The sequence below is a fragment of the Alicyclobacillus acidiphilus NBRC 100859 genome, assembly GCF_001544355.1.
Taxonomy (GTDB): Bacteria; Bacillota; Bacilli; order Alicyclobacillales; family Alicyclobacillaceae; genus Alicyclobacillus; species Alicyclobacillus acidiphilus.
Genome location: NZ_BCQI01000005.1, coordinates 1 through 24,804, shown reverse-complemented (window position 1 = coordinate 24,804; position 24,804 = coordinate 1). Strand labels below are relative to the sequence as shown.

The 24,804-nt window shown below is 56.5% G+C and carries 24 protein-coding genes and 1 pseudogene; 11 read left to right on the top strand and 14 right to left on the bottom strand.

The genetic code is table 11. The annotated features are described in order from the left end of the window. Positions 1-81 precede the first annotated feature (81 nt). A complete protein-coding gene (locus AAC01S_RS03160) occupies positions 82-612 on the top strand; it encodes an RNA polymerase sigma factor (protein WP_067618675.1) in 531 nt (176 codons plus the stop codon). Further along, on the top strand, positions 609-2,750 hold the full coding sequence (locus AAC01S_RS03155; RefSeq protein WP_067618672.1) for a YCF48-related protein: 2,142 nt from the start codon (positions 609-611) through the stop codon (positions 2,748-2,750). Before AAC01S_RS03160 ends, AAC01S_RS03155 begins: the two co-directional genes overlap by 4 nt. A 50-nt stretch (positions 2,751-2,800) precedes the next feature. Here AAC01S_RS03155 and AAC01S_RS03150 read toward each other — a convergent pair whose 3' ends face one another. Next, a complete protein-coding gene (locus AAC01S_RS03150; RefSeq protein WP_169793997.1) occupies positions 2,801-3,223 on the bottom strand; it encodes a thiol-disulfide oxidoreductase DCC family protein in 423 nt (140 codons plus the stop codon). A gap of 28 nt (positions 3,224-3,251) precedes the next feature. Between AAC01S_RS03150 and AAC01S_RS03145 the strand changes: the two genes are divergently transcribed. Continuing rightward, entirely contained in the window at positions 3,252-4,010 is a 759-nt protein-coding gene (locus tag AAC01S_RS03145; protein ID WP_067618667.1) for a YqjF family protein, read from the top strand. Here the strand turns inward: AAC01S_RS03145 and AAC01S_RS03140 are convergent. The 3 genes from AAC01S_RS03140 to sat form a co-directional block, all read right to left on the bottom strand. After that, entirely contained in the window at positions 3,994-4,446 is a 453-nt protein-coding gene (locus AAC01S_RS03140; protein WP_067618664.1) for a MarR family winged helix-turn-helix transcriptional regulator, read from the bottom strand. The genes AAC01S_RS03145 and AAC01S_RS03140 overlap by 17 nt on opposite strands. 18 nt (positions 4,447-4,464) lie before the next feature. Then, on the bottom strand, positions 4,465-5,265 hold the full coding sequence (locus AAC01S_RS03135) for a 3'(2'),5'-bisphosphate nucleotidase CysQ family protein (protein WP_067618661.1): 801 nt from the start codon (positions 5,263-5,265) through the stop codon (positions 4,465-4,467). An 88-nt stretch (positions 5,266-5,353) separates the two neighbouring features. Further along, positions 5,354-6,514, bottom strand: a complete 1,161-nt coding sequence (sat, locus tag AAC01S_RS03130; protein WP_067618658.1) for a sulfate adenylyltransferase — start codon at positions 6,512-6,514, stop codon at positions 5,354-5,356. Positions 6,515-6,755: 241 nt separating this feature from the next. On the opposite strand from sat, the gene AAC01S_RS03125 reads away from it, so the two are divergent. Then, on the top strand, positions 6,756-7,319 hold the full coding sequence (locus AAC01S_RS03125) for a DUF1349 domain-containing protein (RefSeq protein ID WP_157071026.1): 564 nt from the start codon (positions 6,756-6,758) through the stop codon (positions 7,317-7,319). A 368-nt stretch (positions 7,320-7,687) separates the two neighbouring features. On the opposite strand, the gene AAC01S_RS18600 is transcribed toward AAC01S_RS03125, so the two are convergent. Further along, positions 7,688-7,834 carry a hypothetical protein gene (locus AAC01S_RS18600; RefSeq protein WP_157071025.1) on the bottom strand — a complete coding sequence of 49 codons (147 nt, stop codon included), beginning with the start codon at positions 7,832-7,834 and terminating at the stop codon, positions 7,688-7,690. Between the two features lie 22 nt (positions 7,835-7,856). Then, positions 7,857-9,308 (bottom strand): catalase, encoded by a 1,452-nt coding sequence (locus AAC01S_RS03120; RefSeq protein WP_067618653.1) that lies wholly within the window; start codon positions 9,306-9,308, stop codon positions 7,857-7,859. A 191-nt stretch (positions 9,309-9,499) separates the two neighbouring features. Between AAC01S_RS03120 and AAC01S_RS03115 the strand changes: the two genes are divergently transcribed. Further along, complete coding sequence (locus AAC01S_RS03115; protein ID WP_067618651.1) at positions 9,500-9,913, top strand: Fur family transcriptional regulator; 414 nt, start codon at positions 9,500-9,502, stop codon at positions 9,911-9,913. A 69-nt stretch (positions 9,914-9,982) separates the two neighbouring features. Here AAC01S_RS03115 and AAC01S_RS03110 read toward each other — a convergent pair whose 3' ends face one another. Continuing rightward, on the bottom strand, positions 9,983-10,324 hold the full coding sequence (locus tag AAC01S_RS03110) for a winged helix-turn-helix transcriptional regulator (protein ID WP_067618648.1): 342 nt from the start codon (positions 10,322-10,324) through the stop codon (positions 9,983-9,985). 181 nt (positions 10,325-10,505) lie between these two features. Here AAC01S_RS03110 and AAC01S_RS03105 point away from each other — a divergent pair, with 181 nt between their 5' ends. The 3 genes from AAC01S_RS03105 (at position 10,506) to AAC01S_RS03095 (ending at position 12,473) form a co-directional block, all read left to right on the top strand. Further along, a complete protein-coding gene (locus tag AAC01S_RS03105) occupies positions 10,506-11,039 on the top strand; it encodes a YceI family protein (protein ID WP_067618645.1) in 534 nt (177 codons plus the stop codon). A gap of 75 nt (positions 11,040-11,114) precedes the next feature. Continuing rightward, positions 11,115-11,594, top strand: coding sequence for a DUF188 domain-containing protein (locus AAC01S_RS03100; protein WP_067618642.1), 480 nt, complete (start codon positions 11,115-11,117; stop codon positions 11,592-11,594). A 72-nt stretch (positions 11,595-11,666) separates the two neighbouring features. After that, positions 11,667-12,473 (top strand): ABC transporter ATP-binding protein, encoded by an 807-nt coding sequence (locus AAC01S_RS03095; RefSeq protein ID WP_306307165.1) that lies wholly within the window; start codon positions 11,667-11,669, stop codon positions 12,471-12,473. 88 nt (positions 12,474-12,561) lie between these two features. Here AAC01S_RS03095 and cshA read toward each other — a convergent pair whose 3' ends face one another. From cshA to trxA, 4 genes and pseudogenes are all read right to left on the bottom strand, one after another. After that, entirely contained in the window at positions 12,562-14,016 is a 1,455-nt protein-coding gene (gene cshA / locus AAC01S_RS03090) for a degradosome RNA helicase CshA (RefSeq protein WP_067618639.1), read from the bottom strand. 135 nt (positions 14,017-14,151) lie between these two features. Further along, positions 14,152-16,095, bottom strand: a complete 1,944-nt coding sequence (locus AAC01S_RS03085) for an ABC-F family ATP-binding cassette domain-containing protein (protein ID WP_067618636.1) — start codon at positions 16,093-16,095, stop codon at positions 14,152-14,154. A 31-nt stretch (positions 16,096-16,126) separates the two neighbouring features. Beyond that, a pseudogene (msrA, locus tag AAC01S_RS03080) lies at positions 16,127-16,669 on the bottom strand (peptide-methionine (S)-S-oxide reductase MsrA); the annotation flags it as partial. Positions 16,670-16,806: 137 nt separating this feature from the next. Next, positions 16,807-17,127, bottom strand: coding sequence for a thioredoxin (gene trxA / locus AAC01S_RS03075; protein WP_067618630.1), 321 nt, complete (start codon positions 17,125-17,127; stop codon positions 16,807-16,809). 162 nt (positions 17,128-17,289) lie between these two features. On the opposite strand from trxA, the gene AAC01S_RS03070 reads away from it, so the two are divergent. After that, a complete protein-coding gene (locus AAC01S_RS03070; RefSeq protein ID WP_067618627.1) occupies positions 17,290-17,613 on the top strand; it encodes a hypothetical protein in 324 nt (107 codons plus the stop codon). Here AAC01S_RS03070 and AAC01S_RS03065 read toward each other — a convergent pair. Further along, positions 17,605-18,168 carry a DNA-3-methyladenine glycosylase I gene (locus tag AAC01S_RS03065; protein ID WP_067618624.1) on the bottom strand — a complete coding sequence of 188 codons (564 nt, stop codon included), beginning with the start codon at positions 18,166-18,168 and terminating at the stop codon, positions 17,605-17,607. The genes AAC01S_RS03070 and AAC01S_RS03065 overlap by 9 nt on opposite strands. A gap of 181 nt (positions 18,169-18,349) precedes the next feature. On the opposite strand from AAC01S_RS03065, the gene AAC01S_RS03060 reads away from it, so the two are divergent. Continuing rightward, positions 18,350-20,167, top strand: coding sequence for a M3 family oligoendopeptidase (locus tag AAC01S_RS03060; RefSeq protein WP_370670802.1), 1,818 nt, complete (start codon positions 18,350-18,352; stop codon positions 20,165-20,167). Between the two features lie 215 nt (positions 20,168-20,382). Here AAC01S_RS03060 and AAC01S_RS03055 read toward each other — a convergent pair whose 3' ends face one another. Both AAC01S_RS03055 and AAC01S_RS03050 read right to left on the bottom strand, forming a co-directional pair. Beyond that, positions 20,383-20,745 (bottom strand): VOC family protein, encoded by a 363-nt coding sequence (locus tag AAC01S_RS03055; protein ID WP_217997811.1) that lies wholly within the window; start codon positions 20,743-20,745, stop codon positions 20,383-20,385. Between the two features lie 510 nt (positions 20,746-21,255). Further along, positions 21,256-22,917 (bottom strand): long-chain-fatty-acid--CoA ligase, encoded by a 1,662-nt coding sequence (locus AAC01S_RS03050; RefSeq protein WP_067618621.1) that lies wholly within the window; start codon positions 22,915-22,917, stop codon positions 21,256-21,258. A 101-nt stretch (positions 22,918-23,018) separates the two neighbouring features. On the opposite strand from AAC01S_RS03050, the gene AAC01S_RS03045 reads away from it, so the two are divergent. Continuing rightward, a complete protein-coding gene (locus tag AAC01S_RS03045; RefSeq protein ID WP_067618619.1) occupies positions 23,019-24,014 on the top strand; it encodes a ketoacyl-ACP synthase III in 996 nt (331 codons plus the stop codon). Positions 24,015-24,804 lie beyond the last annotated feature (790 nt).

Genomic DNA, 24,804 nt, shown 5'->3' with positions numbered 1-24,804 from the left:
GAAATTTCAACGTGTAGCTAACAGAGTCGGCATCCTGGACGTCTATGATAGTTAGTAGTCCTTGTGAAACGAGGTTAAAGAATGGTCGACCCGAGCGCCCAAGACGCAACTCTAGCCCTATTTGACGAATACGCCGACAAGATCTACGAATTTGCGCGATATTCCCTCGGGAACTGCGAAGACGCAGAGGATCTCGTGCAAGAGGTTTTCGTGCGCGTGTATCGAACTTGGGGCAGCCGGGAGTTGGACAGTCCTGGCGCATGGATCTGGACGATAGCCAGAAACCTCGTCCGCGACGCGTATCGCCGACGATCCCGCCATCGGGAAGGCTTGGTCGCGGATTTCGACCAATGGTCGGTGCAAGCCCGCCCGCAGGATACGTTGGTGGAGGTCGAGGACGTTCTGTCGCAGTTGACGGATTTGGAGCGTCAAGTCGTGTTTTTTCGGCTGATCGAGGACATGCCGGTCGACGAGACTGCGAAAATCGTTCAGACATCGTCGGTCAACGTACGCGTGACACTGCATCGAGCGATTCGAAAACTTCGCGCGCTTCTCTCGGAAGACTTTCGCCCGGAACGGGCAGTACACGGACAAAGGAGGACTTCGAGATGACCCCAAAACGACTGCAGACGGAGTTACAACGGGGCCACCGTCCACGATTGTCCTCGGATCGCAAGGCTGCTTTACGCGATCGTCTCATCGCGCAAATGGAGAACGACGCAAACAACGGTACGGATTTCATCGATGAATTGGGAGAATCCGATCAATCAGCGGCATCGCCGCGCAGACCAAGGCGATTTGCCCCCTACGGGTACAGTGCCGCCGGGCTGCTGGTCGCCAGCGGGATCGCAGGTGTTGTCGCCTGGTCGTTGCCCGGCTCGCACAGTCCGCAGTCGCTGGCGCAGCCCGCTGCGAAGCCGATCTCGTCCTTCGGCACACACCAGACAAGCGGCGCAAATGGCACGACTGTCCATCACGCGCCCACCGCTCAGGCCCGGTCCGCCATGACCACGGCCCCATCCCGGCAGCCGTCTCGTCAGCAGCCTGGTCGGCCGTCGAGTGACAGCGCACCGGTTCCTGCAACGAAGCACGCTGTGGCGAAGGTTCTGGCATCGGACGCCGTAAAGGGCAATCCGACCGAAGCGACCGCGAATAGCTATACCGCCAACACGAAGCTCATCGCCAACGGACTGTCGACAAGGCCGACGAATCGTACCATGGGGCCATCGAGATCGAACCAAGCGCTTGCTCCGAGTGCGACGGCGCAGGAAAAGGCGAAGTCGTCAACGAATCAGTCGGGGACCTCTTCGACGGCGGCAACTCAGGCGACGGCAACCGACATTGGATCGCCAGTGTCGCCCGCTTCAGCCTCGTCGCAGACGACGTCTTCGGGGACCGAATCGCTCAGTCCGACGACCGACGCGCAGGCAGCGACGAACTCGCCAACGGCAACCAACGCGCAGGCAGCCACGATGGTGTCGAACACGGCCGGATCGACCAATACAGCAAACGCATCTGGTGCATCGCTGACTTCCAACTCCGTAGGCACGGACAATGATGCTGCCAGCGGCGGTTCCAACTCGACGACACAGTTCATCGCCTCCAACCCAAGCGGGGCGTCAGAAGGGCAATCCGCGTCATCGACCGCGGCCCTCGGCACAACTGCCGCGAATAGCCCTGCCGCAGTGAACGCCTCCTCCGGCGCAGGTTTCTCGACAGGACCATTCAGCACAGGAACCTGGGCGGTCAAGGGGAACTATGTGTACGCGACCAGCGACGGCGGGAAAACGTGGGTCGATGTCACACCACAGGATGTCGTGCACTCGGATGCCATGATTACGTCGGTCGACTTTCCCAGTTCGGACGAGGGGCTCATCGCGGTGCGCCAATCCGGACAATCGACCATTTATGTATCGGCAGACGGCGGCCAGTCGTGGCAAGAATCTTCGCTGCCGACGAGTTTGGCCGGCGATGTCCGCCAGCTTGACATGATCGACGACTCCATCGGATACGCCGCGATCACGAGCGACACGAACCCGGGGACGATGACCTCTTTGTGGGAGACCGTCGACGGCGGTCAACATTGGGCCAATATGTACACTGCAAGCGCGCGGGAGGAAGCCAGCACACCGCGGCAACCCAGTTCGTTGTCGCTGCTCTACGATCCTTTCCAGTTGGTTGCGTTCGGCTCGGCCAATGTCGGCTATCGGTGGATGTCGACATCGACCGGGTGGGCGCCGGGTTACACAACGACCGCAGGCGCCACGTGGACGACCCAAATCCCGGAACTGCCTGTTCCACGTGGGATACCGTCGGGAGCGACCGAGGATATCGACAGTCTGCCAATGTTCTTTGACGGCGTCGGCGTCTGGCCGGTTCTGTATGAGTCGTCCAAAGGAAACACCCTTGTTACCTACGAAAGCGCCGACGAAGGCCTCAATTGGTCGATCTCGGGCACGGCTTCCCTGAAAACGGCGGAAGACGCGGTGTTTATTTCGCCGAAGGTCGGCTGGGCCGTCGATCCCGTCACCAACTCGTTCCTTCAAACGTCCGATGGCGGCGCTACATGGACCAAGGTGCCATCCAGCGTTTCAATCTCGGATTTTACGCTCGTCGTACCGACATCGTCTGCAACTGCCATTGGGATTGAACCACAAGCCGATGGAACAGTATCTCTGCTGTCGACGACCAACGGCGGGAAAACGTGGAGCCCAGCGGCTGCGCCGAAGAGCTTCTCCCAATCCTCGTAAGCCGTTATAAACCAATAGAGACGATACACCCAGGGGGAGTGCTGTCGTCTCTATTCGATCCAGCGCCAACGGTTTTCTATCGTTGGCATCAGACAACTCTGACGTCTTCCGAACAGATGGAGCCGATGTTTTGCCACCCCATCGTAGATTGCATCGCGCCACGTCCGGGGCATCCACTTCGCGAACAAGGCCCATCGCCACGGTGTACCCAGATGTTTCGCAATATACAACACCGCGTCCGACTTTTCATAAATCCTTCCGCGATGTAGAACCATAACGCTGTCCGGCGTTCCGGTGTCCCCGTAAACGCCGTCGATCACGGCCTTGGCATACGCCGACTGCAACGAGGCAAAGCGAAAGACGCCCGTCCTGTCTCGAGCAATCAGCCATTGGACAACCCCGCTGCACAAGTTGCACAGGCCGTCAAACAGAACCACGACATGCTGTTCGTCCGGTTGTTCGTTTCCTGCCAACGTCAATCCCTCCGTCGAGGTGATGAACATGACAACCTGGGACACGTCCCATCGCAACTACGATCTGCCAAACGCGCCGTGGATTCTCCGGCAAACTTGGCAGAACGTGCTGTTCTTGCATTTTCAGGCGGATCGAGCGGCTTTGTCCAATGTGCTCCCAAGAGCCCTCGATCTCGACACGTACAACGGGACGTCATGGGTCAGCATCCTCGCTTTTGAAGTCCGCAACATGCACCTGCGCGGTCTTCCGCCGATACCTGGACTATCTGCGTTTGCAGAATGCAACGTACGGACCTACGTCGTCAAGGACGGCATTCCCGGCGTCTACTTTTTCAGTCTGGACGCTGCGAATTCCATCGCCGTTCTGGGTGCCCGAACCGTCTTTCACCTGCCATATTATCGGGCTTCGTTCCGGATCGACACGGACTCCAATCGACGGCGTTATCGACTCAAACGCACGCACAGGCACGCGCCGGCGGCGTCGCTGGACTGTTCGTATCAACTCTCGTCTCCATCGGTCGAACCATCAGCCGAATCGATACCAGGTTCACTCGCGTCCTGGTTGACGGATCGATACGCCTTATTCACAACACACAAGGGAAAATTGTATCAAGGAGACATTCATCATGAACCTTGGCCTCTGCAGGAAGTCCAGGTATCGATCTCGACCCAAACGATGCTGAAGCCATTCGCACTTGACTGCGGGCATGAACCAGACGTCGCGCATTATGCGAAATGCGTTCATGCGAAGTTGTGGATGCTGCATCAGGTTACTTCTCGTGATTGACTTCGTGAATGGATTCCAGGAGCTTTGTGACTCTTTCCAACAAGTTGCGAAGATCGAACGGATATCTGTCGCCAACCCGTTCCACCAAACAATCTGGAACCGTCGCCAAGGCATCGCGAACTTCCACGCCTCTTGGCGTCAACGACACTTTCACCTTGCGCTCGTCTTCCTTCGAACGAACTCTTCGAACGAAACCCGATTCCTGCATTCGTTTCAACAAAGGCGTCAACGTGCCCGAATCAAGATATAATTTGTCCCCAAGTTCCTTCACAGTCAACTCATCCGACTCCGACAACGCGACGAGCACCAAGTATTGCGGATAGGTCAGCCCGTAGGGATCCAGGAATGGTCGATACAGCTTGGCCGCTTCTCGCGAACAAGCGTAGATGGCAAAACACAAGTGGTCTTTGAGTTGTCTCGCCTGGACGTTTGCCATAGATATCTTCACCTTTTCCTATAAATGTGGGTCATGTAAGCCCTGACGCTCGAGGACGCTCAAAAATTCCCGAAGCGGAACGACACTGTCTTCAGTCGCCGCTACGATCCCGTCGACGAGCGTGGTTTCACGATGAAACCGGATTTCGTGACCGTGTTTATCGGTGACCGTTCCGCCAGCTTCTTGAACCAACAAGATTCCGGCCGCAATATCCCAATCGTGTTTACGGCCCATGGAAAATGTCGCGTCTGCCAGGCCGGCTGACACCAAGGCGAGCTTGTACGCGATGGAACCCATCGGTCGAACTTGCACGATGCCGTCGTATCTCGCCAAATAACCGCGTTGCCATTCCGTTCTGCTGCACAGCACGAGCGGCTGCCGTCCGTGAAGCTGACGAACGTGCGTCCGCTTGCCGTCGAGATAAGAGCCAAACCCGCGCTGGGCCAAAAAATACTCGTCTGTCATCGGATTGTAGACAACACCCAACTCCGGCACTCCATCCACGACGAGTGCAACCGAAATGGTGTATTCAGGCAGCCCGCGGACGAACTCCTTGGTGCCATCGATTGGATCGATGATCCAAACGCGTTTGCGGGTCAGCCGCGTGCCATTGTCAACGCTTTCCTCGGATAAGAATCCGTCGTCCGGAAACGCGTCGCGAACCGCGTCCAGCAGAATCCGATTGGCTGCCAAATCAGCGGTCGTGAGAATGTCGTCGTCCGCCTTGCGAGAAGTCTCATAACCTTCCTTGGAGATCCGGACGACCTCTTTCCCTGCTTTTCTGACGGCTGCCTCTAAGACTTCGCATTCACGCTCCATCACCTTTGGCCACCCCCAGCATGGACGTTGCTGCTTCCACCACCAGGTTGTGGGCCCAGATTGTCTGGGCCCATCACCCTCACGATCTCTATTGCTGCTTTGAATAGTGCTCCATCAGGACCTGAACGACCTCCGGCCGGCTGAATTCCGGCGGCGGCGCGACGCCTTCGCGAAGCATCTGGCGCACCTTGGTGCCGGAGAGAATCACGTGATCCGCCGCCTCGTGCGGACAAGTCTTGGTGGTTGCCATACCCTCACAGCGTTTGCAGTAGAACGAGTGATCGAAGAACAGCGGCGTGATGCCCAATTCGTCGAAATCGAACTCGTTGAAAATATATTGTGCGTCGTACGTGCCGTAGTAGCTGCCGACACCAGCGTGATCGCGCCCAACGATAAAGTGCGTGCAACCGAAGTTGCGACGAACCAACGCGTGCATCACGGCCTCACGCGGCCCCGCATAGCGCATCGCCGCCTTGTAGACGCCGAAGAACACCCGTTGTTCAGGGTAATAGTGCTTCAAAATCGTCTGATAGGCACGCAAGCGAACGTCAGCCGGAACATCGTCCGATTTGGTCGGTCCGACAAGCGGATTGAGGAACAGGCCATCGACAATTTCCATCGCGGCTTTCTGAATGTATTCGTGGGCTCGATGGATGGGGTTACGGGTTTGAAACCCCACGATGGTCTTCCAACCGCGTTCGGCGAACGCGGCACGCGTTTGCGCCGGCGTGAAGAAATAGTTCGAAAACTCATCGATCCGCTCGTCTGCGAATACCTCCACGCGTCCACCGAGATAAACGTTTCCTCGCGTGTGCAAGCGCCGAACCCCTGGGTGTTCGTCCTCGGTTGTCCGATAAACGAGCTGCGCCTCATGGTCCAGATTCGGACGATACATGTGTTCCACCCGCATCGCCGCGCAGATGACGCCATCTTCCCGAACCAGGGCAATCTCGTCATCCAATTGAATCTCCTGCGCCTGCTCCTCGCTGATGGGGAGCGTGACGGGAATCGACCAAATCGATCCGTCTTCGAGCCGCATCGTCTCAACAACACTCCGATAGTCCGCCTCCGACAGAAAGCCGGTCAGCGGGCTGAATGCGCCGATACCCAACTGGTAAACATCGGAGACGCCAACCTCGTCGAGCACGACCTGTTTCTTTGCTTGCAGAGCCGCACGCCTCTCGGATTCCCGCTCCGGTGAAACCATCGCGTTGACCAGCGCGCGGTTGGTAGATTTGACAACAGACACTGTGGTGCCTCCTTCTTTTTTGCACCCTGCTATGCACAGGAGATCTGCGGTTCTTTCTTCGCGCTAAAGCGAAGTGCTCATTGTCTTATCATCCCACGTTTCGCCGCCGCAGACAATCAGAGAAACCGGTTCTATTGTACCACCATCGAGTCACGTGAATCATTCTGGCGAAGCGACAGAGGAATACGCCCATTGGCGTGGAAATGTGAAGCAGCAAACACATTGGAAGGGACGGAACTGGATGAACTTGTTCGACACACTCGCCGCGCCATCCTTGGAATGGCGGAACGAGCCTGGCGAATGGCGGTTCTATTCGGACAGAAGCCTGTTTCTGTGTGCGCCCGGGCCGCAGCCAGAAGCTGCCTCCACGGACGCCGCCTTCGTTGCGCCCTATCTGTTTGCCCGGATCGACGGCGATTTTCAGGCGACGACGCAACTTCGACTCGACGCCAAACAACCTGGCGACGCCGGTTTTCTGATGATTGCCGCCAGCGACACAAGCTGGGCCAAATTCGCGATCGTTCGGGACGAGGACGCTTGCTCGACCGTATCGACGGTGAGCCGCGACGGCGATCTCGACATCTGCCACGCCCAAACCGTCGCCGTGAAGGACCCCGTGCTGCGGATCGAACGCCGTGGAACACTCGTGACGTTCGCCCTCAGCGTCAAGGCCAACGAATGGAAGCACATCCGCCACTTCGGATTCTTTGCACCACCCTCGCTGCAGGTGGGTATCGGAGCTGAAAGCGCCCCAGGCGGCACGTGCGAGGCCACCTTTGAATATCTCGCTGTCGACAGCCGATAAAACACGCCGCTGCGAGAGGGCGTGGCGTGAGGCCGAGGGATGGGGCAAGGGGAAGGCAAGGTGCACTGCAAGGGCAAGGCTAGGCAAGGCTAGGGCTAGGGCTAGGGCTAGGGCTAGGGCAAGGCTAGGGCAAGGCTAGGGCAAGGCTAGGGCAAGGCTAGGGCAAGGGCAAGGGCAAGGGCAAGGGCAAGGGCAAATAAGCGGCCCGGGGCCGCTTAAGTGTGTCGAATCAGCAACTTTGCGCCAAATAAGCGGCTGTCAGGAGCCTATTTGCTTGAAACCGGGCCATCGGGGAGCGACGGAAGCAAATAAGCGGCTCAGAGACGCCTATTTGCTTCTCATCCAGCCATTTCGTCGAAATAAGCGGCTCAGGGACGCCTATTCGCCCCTTCCTTCACCGCCTTCACCGCCTTCACCGCCTTCACCGCCTTCACCGCCTTCACCGCCTTCACCGCCTTCACCGCCTTCACCGCCTTCACCGCCTTCACCGCCTTCACCGCCTTCACCGCCTTCACCGCATCCCTGCCCCGGCGCAGGTTACGCGTTGACTTCCGTGCTCAGTCCGAGACCTTTTGCGACAGCCTCACCCAAGTTGGCGTCAGCCCTGCGGAAGTGTTCGAGTTGGCGAAGCTGAATCGAGCGTTCGGCGTGTTTCAGGGATTGTACGATATTGTCCACCAAATCCGCCTTTTCCTGCTCTGGCATCAAACGATAGAGATCGCCCGGTTGCGTGTAGTGGTCGTCGCGATCGTACGGCGCATGCGCAGCTACGCCAGAGACTGGCAATTGGTAGCCGCTGGCCGCGCTCGACTGAACGGGTCCGTGGTACGAGTTGGGTTCGTAGTTCACGCTGGGTCCCCCATTGGCATCGAAGCGCATCGCTCCATCACGTTGATAATTCTGCGCCGTCGTGGCGTGGGGCTGGTTGACAGGCAGCAGATTGTAGTTGGTGCCAACGCGGTAGCGATGCGCGTCTGCGTACGCAAACAGCCGGCCCTGCAGCATTTTGTCCGGAGAGAACCCGATACCCGGCACGATATTTCCGGGTGAGAACGCGGCTTGTTCGACCTCGGCGAAATAGTTTTGCGGATTGCGATTGAGGACCATGCGCCCAATCGGAACCAGCGGATAGTCTTTGTAATGCCATACCTTTGTGACATCAAACGGATCGAATTTGTACGTATTCGCATCTTCGAGCGGCATGATCTGCACATAGACCTTCCACGCCGGATAGTCGCCGCCTTCAATGGCGTTGAACAGATCGCGCGTCGCATAGTCTGGATCTTTGCCCGCCATTTCGACCGCTTCTTCTCGACGGAAGTTTTGGATGCCTTGCTCGGTTTTGAAGTGGTATTTCACCCAGACCGCTTCTCCTTCGGCATTTACCCACTGGAACGTATGCGAGCTGAATCCGTGCATGTGGCGGTATGTCTTCGGTGTACCCCGGTTGGAGAACAGGATGATCACCTGATGCAGCGATTCCGGCGACAACGACCAAAAATCCCACATGGCGTTCGGATCTTTCAGGTTCGTTTGAGGATTGCGCTTTTGCGTATGGATGAAATCTGGGAATTTGAGCGGATCGCGGATGAAAAAGACCGGCGTGTTGTTCCCGACGATGTCGTAGTTGCCATCTTCCGTGTATAACTTGACCGCAAACCCACGCGGATCGCGTTCGGTGTCAGCCGACCCTTTTTCGCCTCCGACGGTGGAGAAACGGACAAATACCTCCGTACGCTTGCCAACTTCGGACAGGAATTTTGCCTTGGTATACTTGGTCACGTCGTTCGTGACCTCAAAATACCCGTAGGCGCCGGCGCCCTTTGCATGGACCACCCGCTCTGGGATACGTTCGCGATTGAAGTGCGCAAGCTTCTCCACCAAATGGACATCTTCCATCAGTACAGGGCCGCGAACACCTGCCGTCTTGGAGTTCTGATTGTCCAGCACGGGCGCTCCGGTTTCGGTCGTCAAGCGTTTGTCTGTCACGTATATTCCTCCTCGTATTCAACTTCTGATATATCAGATGCTAGAAATAAAAGATTTAGACTTAGTATAAATTCTGGTTTATAATTGAGCAAGACCGAATTTGGATTCGACATATGTATCTGGTCAGAGCGGTTGGACATGGTATAATCGTGCATTGAGTCGTGCATTGATGCGATGGAAGGGTGAATTCGATGAGCAGAAAAGTCAATTGGACTACTCAAAGACGTGTCATCTTCGATCTCGTTCAAAGCGCTCATGATCATCCGACCGCAAACGATGTGATGGAGAGGCTGCGGGGGCTGGGCTACCAATTCGCCTACGGCACCGTCTACAACTCACTGCGATATCTCGTCGATATGGGAATGATCCGCGAGTTGAAGTTGGGCAACGCAGTCAGCCGGTACGATGCCCGCCTAGAAGATCATATTCACATCATCTGCGACGATTGCGGAAAGATCGATGAAGCGGCCGCATCGTTGCCAGCAGAGTGGCTTCAATCGATAGAGCGATCGAGCGGATATCACATTGAACAGTCGGAGGTCGTGCTTCACGGCCGTTGCCCCGCATGCCAACAAACGGCGCAGGGGCAGTTGCGACTGCAATAAATTTCAGACGGCAGCTCGATGGTCTACTTTAGCAGCCGATCCCGGCTCTCCCATTTCAACATTGCCGCCTCACTCCATGCGAGCCCTGGATCGATGCAAGTGATTCGCTCCCCAATGGTGCATCATTTCGAGGATCGGTCGAAGTGTTTGTCCGTACTCCGTCATCGCATACTCGACACGAGGCGGAATTTCAGGATAAATCGTGCGCGCGATAATATCGTCCTGTTCCAGTTCACGCAACTGCTTCGTCAAAACCCGCTGCGTGATACCAGGTATTCGCCGCATCAATTCCGTGAAGCGCAGATTGGGCTCGGACATCAAATGAAAGAGAATGACCATCTTCCATTTCCCACTGATAATATCCAATGTGGACGAGACAAGGCACTCGTCGGCAGACGTGGATCGATCCATATTTGGTCACCTCGGCTCCTTAGTTACATCAAGTATACTATGGCACATTCATATCCGTACTTATCAAAGCTATCTAACTTGTGAATAATAAGAAACGAAGAATTGTGGGACTTTGTTCCTGAGGACTTATCAGGTAAAAGCCGAAATCACAATAACAAGAACATTTGGAGGAATCCTCAAGATGGCAAAGAGCACTTGGAATGTCGACGCAAGTCACAGCACCATCGGCTTCTCTGTGAAACACATGATGTTTTCGACCGTCCGCGGTACGTTTGAGAAGTTTGACGCGACTGTCACCGCAGATCCTGAGGATTTGACCACTGCCGAGATCGATTTCTCCATCGACGCAGCAAGCGTCAACACCCGCGACGAAGCCCGCGACAACCACTTGCGCGCAAGCGACTTCTTCGATGTCGAGAACCACCCGAAGATCACGTTCAAAGCGATCGAAACCAAGAAGACGGGCGAGCACGAGTACGACATGACCGGCGACTTGACGATTCGCGGCATCACGAAACCTGTCACGTTTCACGTGAAGTTCGAGGGAGCTGGCAAAAATCCATGGGGCGCTGAAGTCGCTGGATTTAGCGCAACCACGACGATTTCCCGCAAAGACTGGGGCCTCTCCTGGAACGCCGCGCTCGAAACCGGTGGCGTTTTGGTCAGCGATCAGGTTAAGATTGAATTGGAGATTGAAGCAAGCAAACAAGCTTAAGCCACTTGGCCAAGAAAGCGACCGCCAGTTGGCGTCGCTTTCTTTTTTATCCGCCCCGAAAGGCGATGATCGTCTTTGGACCAAAAGCCCTACGACATTTATGTCGACGCCGACGCCATGCCGCGAACGGCTATGGCCATCGTGCGCAACGCCGCTCGTCAATTTGGGGCGCGTGTCACCACGGTGAGTTCCATTCGTCACGAGCACAGCGGCGACGACCACGTCACCGTTGATCACGCGCCAGATTCAGCGGACTACGAAATTCTGCGCAGAATCGGACGGGATCGACCTTGTCTCGTAGTCACGCAGGATTACGGGTTGGCAGCGCTCGCACTCGCGCGTTCCGCGAAGGCCATTTCTCCGATCGGCAGAATCTACACGCATGAAAACATCGACCTCCTGTTGGCTGAACGCGCACTCCACGCCAAGCTTCGGCGCAGTCCCAAGGTTCGCGTGAAGGGCCAAGGCCCGCGCCCGAGGACGCTCGAGGATGATGAGCGTTTTGAGCAGGCGTTGCTTAGCATCCTGTCCGCACCGCTCCACGAGAGCGATTAATGCTCCCCCCACATGCCCCCAAACCTTTCTCTCCGCCTCAACACCCGGTATAGTTACAAGGGTAGAAATGAGGTGCGCTCCTTGGATATCATTCGCATGCGAAATGTGACGTGGATTCGCGGTGAAAAGACGATTTTGAACGAGATCGATTGGACTGTGCGGCCTGGGGAACACTGGGCTTTGCTTGGTCTCAACGGAAGCGGGAAGACGTCGCTGCTGCAAATCATCAACGGCTATCAATGGCCGACGCGCGGCGAGATCGCCGTACTTGGAAAGACGTTCGGCAGAGTGGACCTGCGGGATCTGCGCAAACAAATTGGCTGGGTCAGCACGTCGATGAGCAATCGTTTTCAGGCGGACGCGCCTGCGGAGAAGGCCCTGGATGTCGTGATCAGCGGCAAGTATGCGTCCATCGGCTTGTGGGAAGCGGTGGACCATCGAGATCGCGAGCAAGCGATGGACATGCTGCGCCGCTTCTCGGCGGAACATCTTGCGGACTCGCCATTCCAAACGTTGTCTCAAGGCGAACGGCAACGGGTGCTCATCGCGAGAGCATTCATGGCTCAGCCGTCGCTGCTGATACTGGATGAACCGTGCACCGGATTGGACGTACGGGCGCGCGAAGGTCTCCTGAACAGCCTTTCGCAGGCGCAGGAGGCAAACGCGAATGGCGGCGACAGCATATCCATCGTCTATGTGACACATCACGTGGAAGAGATCCTGCCGTTCATCAGCCATGTCCTGATTCTGGACGAAGGACACATCGTCGCCCAAGGCCCGAAACGGGAAGTACTGACGGACGCAGTCCTGTCTTCGGCGTTTCACGTGCCGGTCAAGACGTCCTGGCAGTCGGACAGATTATGGTTGTCTGTCGGTTAAAGTCGAGGCAGAACTTGCAAACGAAAACAAGGCGGCCCGGCAGGAGAAAAAATCTCCCGGCGGGTCGCCTTATGATGGTCAAACTTGTTCAACCGTGCCGATTGGATCGAACATAACCTTGTTTTGGACGGCGATAGTCGCCGCTGCCACTGCTGCGACGGTAGTCCCCGCCGCCGCTTCGGCGGTTCCGATCTCCCCTGCCCTGATTCTGCGGCCGGCGAATTCGAATGGGTGCTTCCGCTGTCAGTTGGATCGGCACCTCCGTGGTGCTTCCGGTAAGCATCTTGAGCGCCGCCGAGACGAGCGCGATCGAATCCTGCTGGTTCAGCAGTTCCTCGGCGAATGCCCGGTACACGCCCAAATCCTCGCTCTGGCTCTCCGTGAGCAACTGCTCCATCGCCATACGCTGCTTGCTCTGTTTCGCTTCGGAAAAGGTCGGCAGCGGGCGCTTCGTGATGCGGTGGCGTGTGATTCGCTCAATTTGGTGCAGGTGATCGATTTCGCGCGGCGTCACAAACGTCGACGCGATCCCGCTCTTCCCAGCGCGGCCCGTACGGCCAATTCGGTGCACGTAGGAATCGATATCCTGCGGAATATCGAAGTTGTACACGTGTGTCACGCCTGAGACGTCGAGTCCGCGAGCCGCCACGTCGGTCGCGACCAACACTTCCAGACTGCCCTCGCGGAATTTGCTCATCACCGTGTCGCGCTGCTTCTGACTTAAATCGCCATGCAGTCCGTCTGCCACGTATCCTCTTGTTTGCAAAGCGCTGGTCAGTTCGTCTACGCGGCGTTTGGTGCGACCGAAGACAATGGCCAGTTCCGGATTCTGAATATCGAGAAGACGGGTGAGCACGTCGAGCTTGTGATTTTCGCTGACCTCGTAATATTCCTGCTCAATGGTTGGCACAGTGACTTCGCTGGCCTTCACGGCGACAGTGACGAAATCCTTCATGAATTTGCGCGCCAAACTGGTCACACCGCGCTTCATGGTCGCGGAGAACAGCAGCGTCTGCCGTTCACTTGGACACGCGCCGAGAATGGTTTCAATATCTTCGACAAAACCCATGTCGAGCATCTCGTCCGCTTCATCGAGAACCGCGATGGAGACGTGCTCCAGTGTCAACGTTCTGCGATTCATGTGGTCCATCAGACGGCCCGGCGTCGCCACAATCACATGAGGGCGATTGCGCAGTCCGCGGATTTGCCGGTTGATATCTTGGCCGCCGTAAATCGCCAAGACGCGCACGCCTTTGACGCCTCCGACTTTGGTGATCTCCTCCGCGACTTGAATGCACAGTTCGCGCGTCGGCGTCAGGATGATGGCCTGAATATTGCCGTCTTCTCGGTTGACCTTTTCGACCACCGGAATGGAGAAAGCGACGGTCTTGCCCGTGCCTGTCTGTGCTTGGCCAATCACGTCCCTGCCTGACAAGGATACGGGGATTGCCTGAGATTGAATATCGGTGGCCGACTCGAAGCCCATCATCTCAATTGCCTTCTGCACTTGTGGACTGAGTCCCATTTCTGAAAATGTCGCCATGTCAAAACTCCTTATCGTGTCGTTCATATCGGTGGGATATCGTTGTAATGTCGTTCATAGGATTGGCGGGCTACGCTTAATATGGCCGAAGGCAGGCGCGGCTAGACCTGCTTGGACGTCTGCTTCACAAGGAATTTAATCTGCCGGCTTGTCGGCCGCCTTCTGCGCCTCGATTCGCTCAGCCAGGTCAGTCAAATACGCCCACCGCTCCATGAGGAACGCCAACCGCTGTTCATTAGCGCGCTGCTCCTCAAACAGTTCGGCGAGCCGAACGTGATCGTGGGAGAAACGTTCCATTTCCGCTTCAATGCGCCTGGCTTCCTGCTCCGCCGCCGCGATGTCGTCCTCAATGCGCTCGTATTCCCGTTGTTCTTGGTACGTAAATCGAAGTGTGTCGCGCCTGCGGGAGCGCGTGTTCACCGTCTTTAGTTGCACGTCCGCCGCGTTGCCCGAATCCGTCACTTCAGCGGAAGACATCCGCGCCGCTTGCACCGCGAGATAGTCAGACATATTGCCGTAATGCAAGGAAACGATGCCGTCGCCCTCGAATGCGAGAATCTTGTTCGCGATCCTATCCAAAAAATACCGATCATGCGAGACAGCGATCACGACACCAGGAAAGCCATCCAGATACGATTCAAGCACCTGCAGCGTGGGGATGTCCAAATCATTGGTCGGTTCGTCAAGCAAAAGGACGTTTGGCGCGGACATCAAAATGCGAAGCAATTCGAGACGGCGTCGCTCGCCACCCGACAATTTGGCGACGGGCGTCCATTGAACATCCGGCGGAAACAAAAATCGCTCGAGCATCTGCGAAGCCGTTACCAGCTCTCCGTCCGTGGTCTCGACCACCGTCGCAATATCGCGCACGACGTCGATGACCCGCGTGTCGAGATCGCCCGGCGGCGTCGTCTCCTGTCCGTAGTAGCCGTACCGCACGGTTGCGCCTATCCGCACTTCTCCCGAGTCCGGCTCCAACTCGCCCTTGATGAGGCGCAGCAAGGTGCTTTTGCCGCTTCCGTTTGGTCCGACGACGCCAATTCGATCGCCATCGACAGCGATATAGCTGAAGTCGTTGAGCAGCTTCTTGCCCGCGATCCGCTTCGAAACGTGATCCAGTTCAAAAATGGATTTGCCAAGGCGCGCGGACGCCGCACTCAATTGTAAGTCTCCGTTCGCTGCCTCCGGCTCTTGTTCGAGGACGTCGTAATACCGATCCAATCGAGCCTTTTGCTTGGTTCCACGGGCCCGCGGTCCACGCTTGACCCATTCCAACTCATTGCGCAAGAAATTTTCCCGCTTCTGTACGGACGCTTGCTCTGAAGCCTGGCGTGCGAGCTTCCCTTCGAGAAACTGCTCGTATTTTCCCCGATATTCGTAAAGGCGTCCGCGATCCAGCTCAAATATGCGGTTGACCACGCGATCGAGAAAATGGCGATCATGAGTGATCATCAACAGGGCGCCCGTTCTGGCCTGCAAGTAGTTTTCGAGCCATTCGACGGTTTGGCCGTCAATGTGGTTGGTCGGTTCATCCAAAATCAGCAATTCGGCCGGTTGAATGAGGGCCCGCGCCAAGGCGACGCGCTTTTTCCACCCTCCGGACAGTTCCGCCACGGGCTGGTCGTACCTCGTGATCCCAAGCCGCGTCAGGATGGCCTTTGCCTCATGTTCCACAGCCCAGCCGTCGACAGCTTCCAACTGACTTTGCAAATTCAACACTTGGCCTTGGCAGACTTCGTCCTGCGGATCTTTCGCCAACTTGTCCAACGCGCGCTCATATGCCCGCAAAAGCTCCATCACAGGCGCCTCGCCCGCGAACACGGCCTGGATGACCGTATCGTCAGGGCCAAACGAAGGCTCCTGGGGCAAATAGTGAACACGAACGTTCCCTGCGACAGTGACACTTCCTGCATCCGGTCGGACAAGGCCCGCGACGATTTTCAACAACGTCGACTTGCCGGCCCCATTTACGCCAATCAGTCCGATTCGATCCCGCTCTTCGATGCCAAATGTCACATCCCGGAGCAGCACCTTGTCGCCATAGCTGTGCTGAAGGTGTTCAGCCGAAACAATATTCATTGTCTGTCACCCGGTTTCGCCCTCCACGTCAAGACCAGTGGCTGGCGATAAACCGATCTCGTCCGGACGCCTGCCGATACCTTGCGTAATGCTCTGGATTCTTGCGATGGTAATCTTGGTGATACGTCTCCGCTTCGTAAAAAGGACCAGCCGGAACGATCTCGGTGACAATCGGTTTGCTGAATCTTCCGCTCGCCTCAAGTGCGCGCTTCGATTCTTCCGCCGCTTCCCTTTGCTCGTCCGTGTGGTAAAAGATAGCGGTCCGATACGATGAACCCCGATCATAGAATTGCCCGCCTGCGTCGGTTGGATCGATCTGACGCCAATACACGTCAAGAAGCTGCTTGTATGAAATCACCGACGGATCGAACGTGATTTGGACCGCTTCCGCGTGACCGGTGGTTTCCGTGCATACCTCCGCGTAGGTCGGGTTCTCCGTATGGCCGCCTGTATATCCAGAGACAACCTTCACAATTCCTGGCCAAGTTTCAAACGGCTTGACCATGCACCAAAAGCACCCTCCGGCAAACGTCGCCAACTCATAGTTGGTTTCCACAGGTTCGTTTTTGGACATGGACCACATCTCCTTGGCTAGCAGCCAGAATTTCCACGACGACATATCAACTTCACGTACCCTGCAAATCATACCAGATAAAAGAAGGCTTGCGCGAACGCAAGCCATGCAAACCATGTACATCCGTTGACAAATGGTTATGCCAACACTTCCGTCAGTTGCGATTCCAACTGATCTTTGGGTTGATAACCGACGATTTGCTTCACGGGTTCTCCGTTAACAAAAAGAATCATGGTCGGAATGCTCATGATCCCGAACTGGGCCGTCGTCTCCGGATTCTCGTCGACATCCAGCTTCACGACCTCCAGTTTGTCCCCGTGCTCTTCCGACAATTCTTCGAGAACGGGAGCCATCATCTTGCAAGGTCCGCACCATGTGGCCCAAAAATCGACCAAGACTGGTTTATCTCCACGAATCGTCTCCTGAAAATTCGCATCCGTCACTTTGGTTGTCGCCAAGGTGAACCACCTCCACCTTTTTAATTACTTTTTTATAGTATCACTACAATGGTAACCAGTCAATGCCAATCGCGTCGCATCTAGACTTTCGCCGTTCCTATTCGCGGATGGATCCCGTTCAGTAAGAGTGAGCAACATTCTCCGAAACAGGAGGCTGCCGAGATGACGGATCAACCGGAATTTCAGGGTAAATCAGTCGCGGAGCGCACCATGGAAGCCGTTCATTGGATGGAGCAGCGAATTCGCGCGAATGCCAAAGGGCTGGATAGAATCATCGTCAGCCAGGCCATCCCAATGATTCATCCAAGATTGGAGGGCAGGATTCGCGGCGTGACGGAAGACGAACTTCGAGCCGAGCTCAAATACGTCCTGCAGCTTATCCAAGGCGTCCTTGGCGACGACAGCGAGAAGTCGTCGACAAAATTGCCTCCGCGAAAGCGAAAATCCCCGCGGCGCCAATCCAGGAAAGGTAGCAGTTCAAGATAACGCACGATAGCGAAAGCAAGTCGTCAGATGATCCATCACGACGCCGACAGCTTGCAAATACGAATATAGGATGGTGGGCCCGACGAACCGAAGCCCAGTCCGCCGCAGTTCCTTGCTGATGGCCTGGGACAACTCTGTTTCCGCCGGTACCTGGTCAAGGCTCGTCCAATGATTGATTTGCGGCCGCCCGTCGACAAACGACCAGAGATAGTTGGAAAATGAGCCGTGCTTAACTTGAATGTCGCAAAATGCCCGTGCATTTCCAATCGCGGATCGAATTTTCAAACGGTTTCGGACGATGTCATACTCTCCGCCGAGCAGGCGTTCAACATCTTCGTCTGAAAAGTCGGCGACGACCTGTGGATCAAAGTTCGCGAAGGCCAATCGATACCCTTCGCGTTTTTTCAGTATGGTATACCAACTCAGACCAGCCTGCGCGCCTTCCAAGATGAGAAACTCAAACAGCGTGGAATCATCGTACACTGGCACGCCCCACTCGCAATCATGATATTGAAGGTAGAGCGGGTCTTGATTCACCCATCCGCATCGTTCCATCGCGATGCCTCACTTCCGTTGAAATCTCGAACGCCTGCATGGATCAGCAGTTGGAAAGCCACTAGAAAACCCACACGAGAACGTATGTTCCCTATATGATGCACCAATATTCCCAATCGTGCAACTCCCTTTCGTCCGTTTGACTCTTCCATTCGATATAATTGGGCTGGGAGGGATTTGATTGAACAACAAACTACAGATGACCTGGGATCTCGACATCATCTTCCCCGGTGGCAGCGCATCGAAGGAATTCTCCGCATTTATCGATCAATTGGAAGCGGACATCGAATCGTTTGCAAACGATGTTCAGAACTTACGCGCCGCGCAAAATTCAGGCAACACCGACATTTCTGGCATTGCGAAAGCTGTCCTATTCATGCAGGACATTTCATCGAGAAGCCGCGAAGCGGGCGCGTTTGTATCCTGCCTCACCGCCCAAGACGTGCACGATACGGGCGCAAAGCTGCTGTCCAGCCGACTGAGCGGAATACGTGCCAGCTTTTCAGCTTCCTTGACCGTGTACAACGACGTCTTGTCCAAGTTGGATGAAACGAACTTCTCGAATCTATTGAAGCAACCGCAGATTGGAGAACTCGAATTTGCGCTGCGCGAACGAATCCGCCGATCGGCAGATCTATTGCCATCCGAGCAAGAATCCCTCATCGCGGCGCTCTCCGTCGATGGCTACGTCGCCTGGGGAGATTTGTACAACGTGATCGTTGGCCGCATGACGGCCGAGATCGAGGTAAACGGACGGAAAGAGACCGTATCGATGGGTCAGCTCGCGAATCGATTGGCGAGTGCCGATGACGCGTCGAGATCGAAACTGTTCGACCAATGGGAGACTTCATGGGCAAACGAGGCGGAGCTCTGCGCGCAGGCCCTGAACCACTTGTCAGGGCATCGTCTCGCCGTGTATAAGGCTCGCGGATGGAAATCCGTCTTAAAAGAACCGCTAGACGTCAACCGCATGTCGCAAGCGACACTGGACGCGATGTGGGGTGTGATTTCCAACAGCAAGGCTCCGTTTGTCGAATTTCTTCAGGCAAAAGCGCGCATGTTGGGCAAAGAGCAGCTTCGCTGGGAAGACGTCGACGCGCCACTCGGCGAGACCACATCGTCGATGTCGTACGAAGAAGCGCGCGATTTTATCGTTCGCCACTTCAACCGATTCAGCCCAGAAATGGCGGAGTTCGCGAACCAATGTTTCGAAAAGCGATGGATTGAGGCCGAGGATCGGCCAGGCAAACGCCCGGGCGGATTCTGCACAAGTTTCCCGGTCAGCGAACAGACGCGCATTTTCGTCACCTTCTCCGGTACTCCTGGCAATGTTGCGACGTTGGCGCACGAATTGGGCCATGCCTACCACCAGCACGTGATGCGTCCTCTTCCGCAGTTGGTGAGCAACTACGCAATGAACGTCGCCGAAACCGCATCGACGTTCGCGGAAGCCATCGTGTCCGACGCCTCCATTCAAGAAGCCTCCTCAGACGCGGAACGACTGATCCTGCTGGAGGACAAAGTCGGCCGAAGCATCGCCATGCTGATGAACATACACGCGCGTTTCCTGTTCGAAACTCGTTTCTACGAGGCGAGAAAGAAAGGTGTACTCAGTGTCGACGAGTTAAACGCACTGATGTCGGAGGCGCAGCGAGAGGCGTATGCCGGAGCACTGGCCAGCACGCATCCGCACTTCTGGGCGTCCAAACTGCACTTCTACATCACCGGCACGCCATTTTACAATTTCCCATACACGTTTGGCTACCTCTTCAGTTCGGGAATTTATGCCCGAGCCATCTCGGAAGGACCCACATTCGCCGAGAAATACGTGAAGTTGTTACAGGATACGGGCCGTTCACAGGTGGAGGATTTGGCCGCCAAGCATCTCGGTGTCGATCTCACGAAACCAGACTTCTGGCAACAGGCTGTCGATCTCGCCGCCGCCGACGCGCGCGAGTTTGTCCGCCTCGCCAACGCCTCGCAGGCTCAATCGAAGTAACGCCGCGGATCGTAACGCGCAGGTCGGTGACTTACGCTTTACGCTGACGGGCAGCTTTTGAAAAGTATCTGGAACTGCAGTATCTGGAGCTTCAATATCTTGGGCTGCGCCAAAGCAGGAGGGGCTGCTCACGGCGCAGCCCCTTTTGAGGTGATGGACCCCGGTCCACCCTGCGCCAGCGAGACTCGAAATCTCTTCCGCAATCCGCTTTGGACCTAGTCCTGCGTGATGACGAAGGAATTTCCTTCGCTGTCCTTGAAGATGGCTTGGAGGCCCCAGGGTTGTTGCGTGGGTGGTTCGACAAATTCAACGCCTTTGCTCGACCACTCCCGATATGTACGTTCCAAATCGTCGGTGACAAGCGACGCCATTGTAAAGCCGCCGATCCGTCCTTCCATTCCCGGCGGCGTAAACAGCACGAACGCGGTCTCCCGCCCCGGCCACGCGACTTCGATCCAGCGGGTGCCATTGCCGTATGGCACATTCGTTCGAACTTCACAGCCCAACGTCTCGGTGTAAAACTTCAGTGCGCGCTCTTGGTCAGCGACCGGAATCGTACAAAATTTGATTTGAACCACGATAACCCTCCTAGGTGAGCGTTTTGGCAGGAACGACAAACGAGCCATATTCACTGATAAGCGAACGGACAAGCGAATCATAGCGAATCACATAAGATATATTGGGTTTTCGTTGCGGAGTCAAGTCTAGGAAGGCAGGCAGACGGGGACGCGAGACCAGGGGGGCGAGACCAGAGGCGACGCGGGGCGACGCGGAGCGGATAAGCGGCCCCAGGCCGCTTAAGTGTGTCGAATCATCCGATTTGCGCCGAATAAGCGGCTGACAGACGCTTATTTGGCGGAAACCAACCCATCCCGGAGCTATCGGAGGCGGATAAGCGGCTGTGGGCAGCCTATTTCCTTTCGATCACGCCGTTTCGTCGAAATAAGCGGCTCCGGGCCGCCTATTCGCTCACCTCACCGTTCGCTCACCTCACCGTTCGCCCACCTCACCGTTCTCCCACCTCACCGTTCGCCCACGGCCATCCTCCGCGATCGCGCCTTCGCCCCCCAGCCATCCCCACGCCCCGCTTACTCCGTGCTTTCCTCTTCCCGGAGGGCCCGGCGCAGCAGTTTCCCGATCGCGCTCTTCGGGAGTTCCATGCGAAACTCGACAATCCGCGGTACTTTGTAGGGCGCGAGACGCGATCGACAGTAATCTATCAGCTCAAGGTCCGTCAGTCGCGCACCTGCTTTGAGAACGATGCAGGCCTTGACCGTTTCCCCTCTGTACGCGTCCGGAACGCCGACGACGAGCGCTTCTTGAATCAGTGGATGCCCGTACAACACATCCTCAATTTCCCGCGGATACACGTTATATCCGCTGGCGATGATCAAATCCTTCTTTCGATCCAGGATCGACACGTAGCCGTCCTCATCGATCCGCGCGACATCGCCTGTGCGGAACCAACCATCGTGTAAAACTTCCCTGGTCGCTTCCGGCGCCCGCCAATAGCCCTTCATCACCTGCGGCCCTTTGACGGCCAACTCGCCGACGCCGCCAGGGGCAACCTCATCGGTCGATCCGTCCAAGCTCACGAGTCTGCACACTGTCGACGGAAACGCGATGCCGACGGTCCCTTCCTTGCGCGGCGCGAAGGGTGGATTGCAATGCGTGATGGGCGAGGTCTCGGACAGACCGTAGCCTTCGAGCACGGTACAGCCAGCCTTCGCCTCGAACGCCCGCATCACTTCGACTGGCATCGGTCCGCCGCCGCTGATACACATGCGGATGGAACCTAGGTCTTCGGCCGAAATGTCCGGCATGTGCAGGAGGGCTGTGTACATCGTCGGCACACCGGGGAAGATCGTCGGTCGCTCCTCGCGCAGGGCGCGGATGACGAGCTGCGGCTCGAACTTGGGCAAAAGGACCAACTTCGCGCCGAGATACAGCGACACATTCATGCACAGCGTCATGCCGAAGGCGTGGAACAGCGGAAGCACCGCGAGACAGACGTCTTCACCCGGCCTGTACAGGTCTTGATAAAACGTGGCGCTTTGCATCACGTTTGCGACCAGATTGAAGTGTGTCAGCATGGCCGCCTTTGGCTTGCCCGTCGTGCCGCCCGTGTACTGCAAAGTTGCGACGTCCGACGTCGGCTGGATTGCCACAGGCTCAAACGTTCGTGTTTGTCCACGGTGGAGGAACATGTTGAATTCGATGGTCCCAAACGGCGCTTCTGGCGATCCCGACGAGTGAGCGGCGTCGAGATCGCTGGCGCCAGCCCCGTCGGCCGTTTGGCCATCCTGGACCAACACGGCGAACTTGGGCTGCGATGGCTGACTGGCTGCGACGCGTGGCAGCAGCGACGCCAATGTGACGACGACCTTCGGTTCAGCATCCGCGAGGAGTTCGGCCACCTCGCGTTCGACCGACATCGGATTGAACAGAGCCACCGTTCCGCCAGCCAGCAGCGTCCCGTAATAGGCGATCACGAACGCGGGGCAATTGGGGAGCATGACGGCGACGCGATCGCCATATGCCACACCGGCATCCCCAAGCGCCGCCGCGAAGGCTTTCGCATCGTCGCAAAGTGCCCGATAGGTCCAGAGGCGCCCGCCAAAGGACAAAGCCGGCCTGTCGCCGTACCGCGCCGCGGCCTGCACAAACAGGTCACCCAACGCGATTTGAGGAATATCGATGAGATATGGTATACGTTCCGGATACATGCGATGTCCCGGCGAAGGATGCATTGGAATCTCTCCTGTAACCAAAGTCGTACCTGCCATATACGTGCCATTGTAGCAAAGTCGCCGAGGGCGTATCATAAAAGGACATGAATGGAGCTGGTGAAATGACTGGCCAATGGACATCGAGATCGCGCGCAAAGATCACGGCTCTCGGAACGTACGTGCCGCAGAAAGTTCTCTCAAACGACGATTTGGAGAAGCTGGTCGACACATCGAACGAGTGGATTGTTCAACGAACGGGTGTGCGTGAGCGGCGAATTGCAGCCGACGACGAGTTCACCAGCGATCTCTGCATCAAGGCAATCGAGGATATGCTTCGCCGTTACCCGATTTCGCTCCATGACGTCGACCTCATCCTCGTCGCATCGATCACGCCAGATCACACGTTCCCGAGTGTCGCTTCCATCATTCAGGATCACTTCGATATCCCTGCCACTGCCGCTTTGGACATTTCGGCCGCCTGCGCGGGATTCGTGTCCGCACTGCAACTCGCCGACGGCATGATCACATCGGGTATGCACAAAAAAGTACTGGTGCTCGGCGGCGAAACGCTGTCCAAAGTGACGGACTATTCGGATCGGTCGACCTGCATCCTTTTCGGCGACGGAGCAGGCGCCGTCCTCGTTGAACACGCGAATGACGGAGCCTTTATCCGTTCGTCGTCTGTCACCTGCGGCAAGGCTGGCATTCACTTGTACCGTTCCGGTCTCAGCCCGCGCATAGCCAATCAACCCATTGCGGCGAACGGATATATCGTCCAAAACGGCAAGGAAGTCTTTAAACTCGCTGTCAATACCTTGGTGCGAGAGATTCCAGCCTTGTTGAACGCATCGGGGCACGCGCTCGCCGACGTCGACTGGTTTGTTCCCCACAGCGCCAATCTTCGCATTGTCGAAGCAGTCTGCGAAAAACTGCATTTTCCGTTTGAGCGAACGCTGTTCAGCGCCGAATACTACGGAAACACCTCGTCGGCGTCGATCCCGCTGGCAATTCGAATGGGACTTGATCGCGGCGCCATCCGTCAAGGCGACACCTTGCTTCTGGCGGGATTTGGCGGCGGTTTCGTCTACGCAAGCACACTGCTTCGGTGGACAGTTTGAAACAAGCGCTTTCACGCGCCCCAATCGGCCGAACGACGCCAAATGAAAGATTGGCTAGATGCGTAAGCGGCTATAACCGCCCCATTCCGAATGGAGTGGGGGCACATAAGGATCTCAAAGAAGCTGCCGATCAACGGGATTCCACCAATTCGTTTGCCTTTTTGAGGAGAGCTCGCATTCCTAGAATCAAATTCATCCTGACTCGTGATGAAAATTTTTCCTTGATAGTAATTTTCTAAAAATACGTTTCTAAAGATCGATTGTAAGGCAGTTTCAGGGCCCGAGAAGACCCTGATCCCTTCGGAAACAGCACTTATTGTTGTAGCCTCAGTTCAAAATCCGTCCGAAGAATCCAACGGGAAGTTATGTACTTAATTGATCGACAGCCTCTCAAAGCGGCCAATTCCCCGTCGCTGTGGACCATTCACCGGAATAACGATCGGAAAGGCGTCCGATTTGCTCCTTCCCCATTAGGCCACGCAGGCGAGGGCGGTCCCGATGGACCCCGATGGACCCCGATGGACCCCGATGGACCCCGATGGACCCCGATGGACCCCGATGGACCCCGATGGACCCCGATGACCCCGATGACCCCGATGACCCCGATGACCCCGATGACCCCGATGACCCCGATGACCCCGATGACCCCGATGACCCCGATGACCCCGATGACCCCGATGACCCCGATGGACCCTGCTGCCATAACGGTACTTTTGTCCCTTACGCCGACTCACCCACACCCTCCCGCGCACGTTCCCGCCGCCATAACGGTACTTTTGTCCGCTATGGC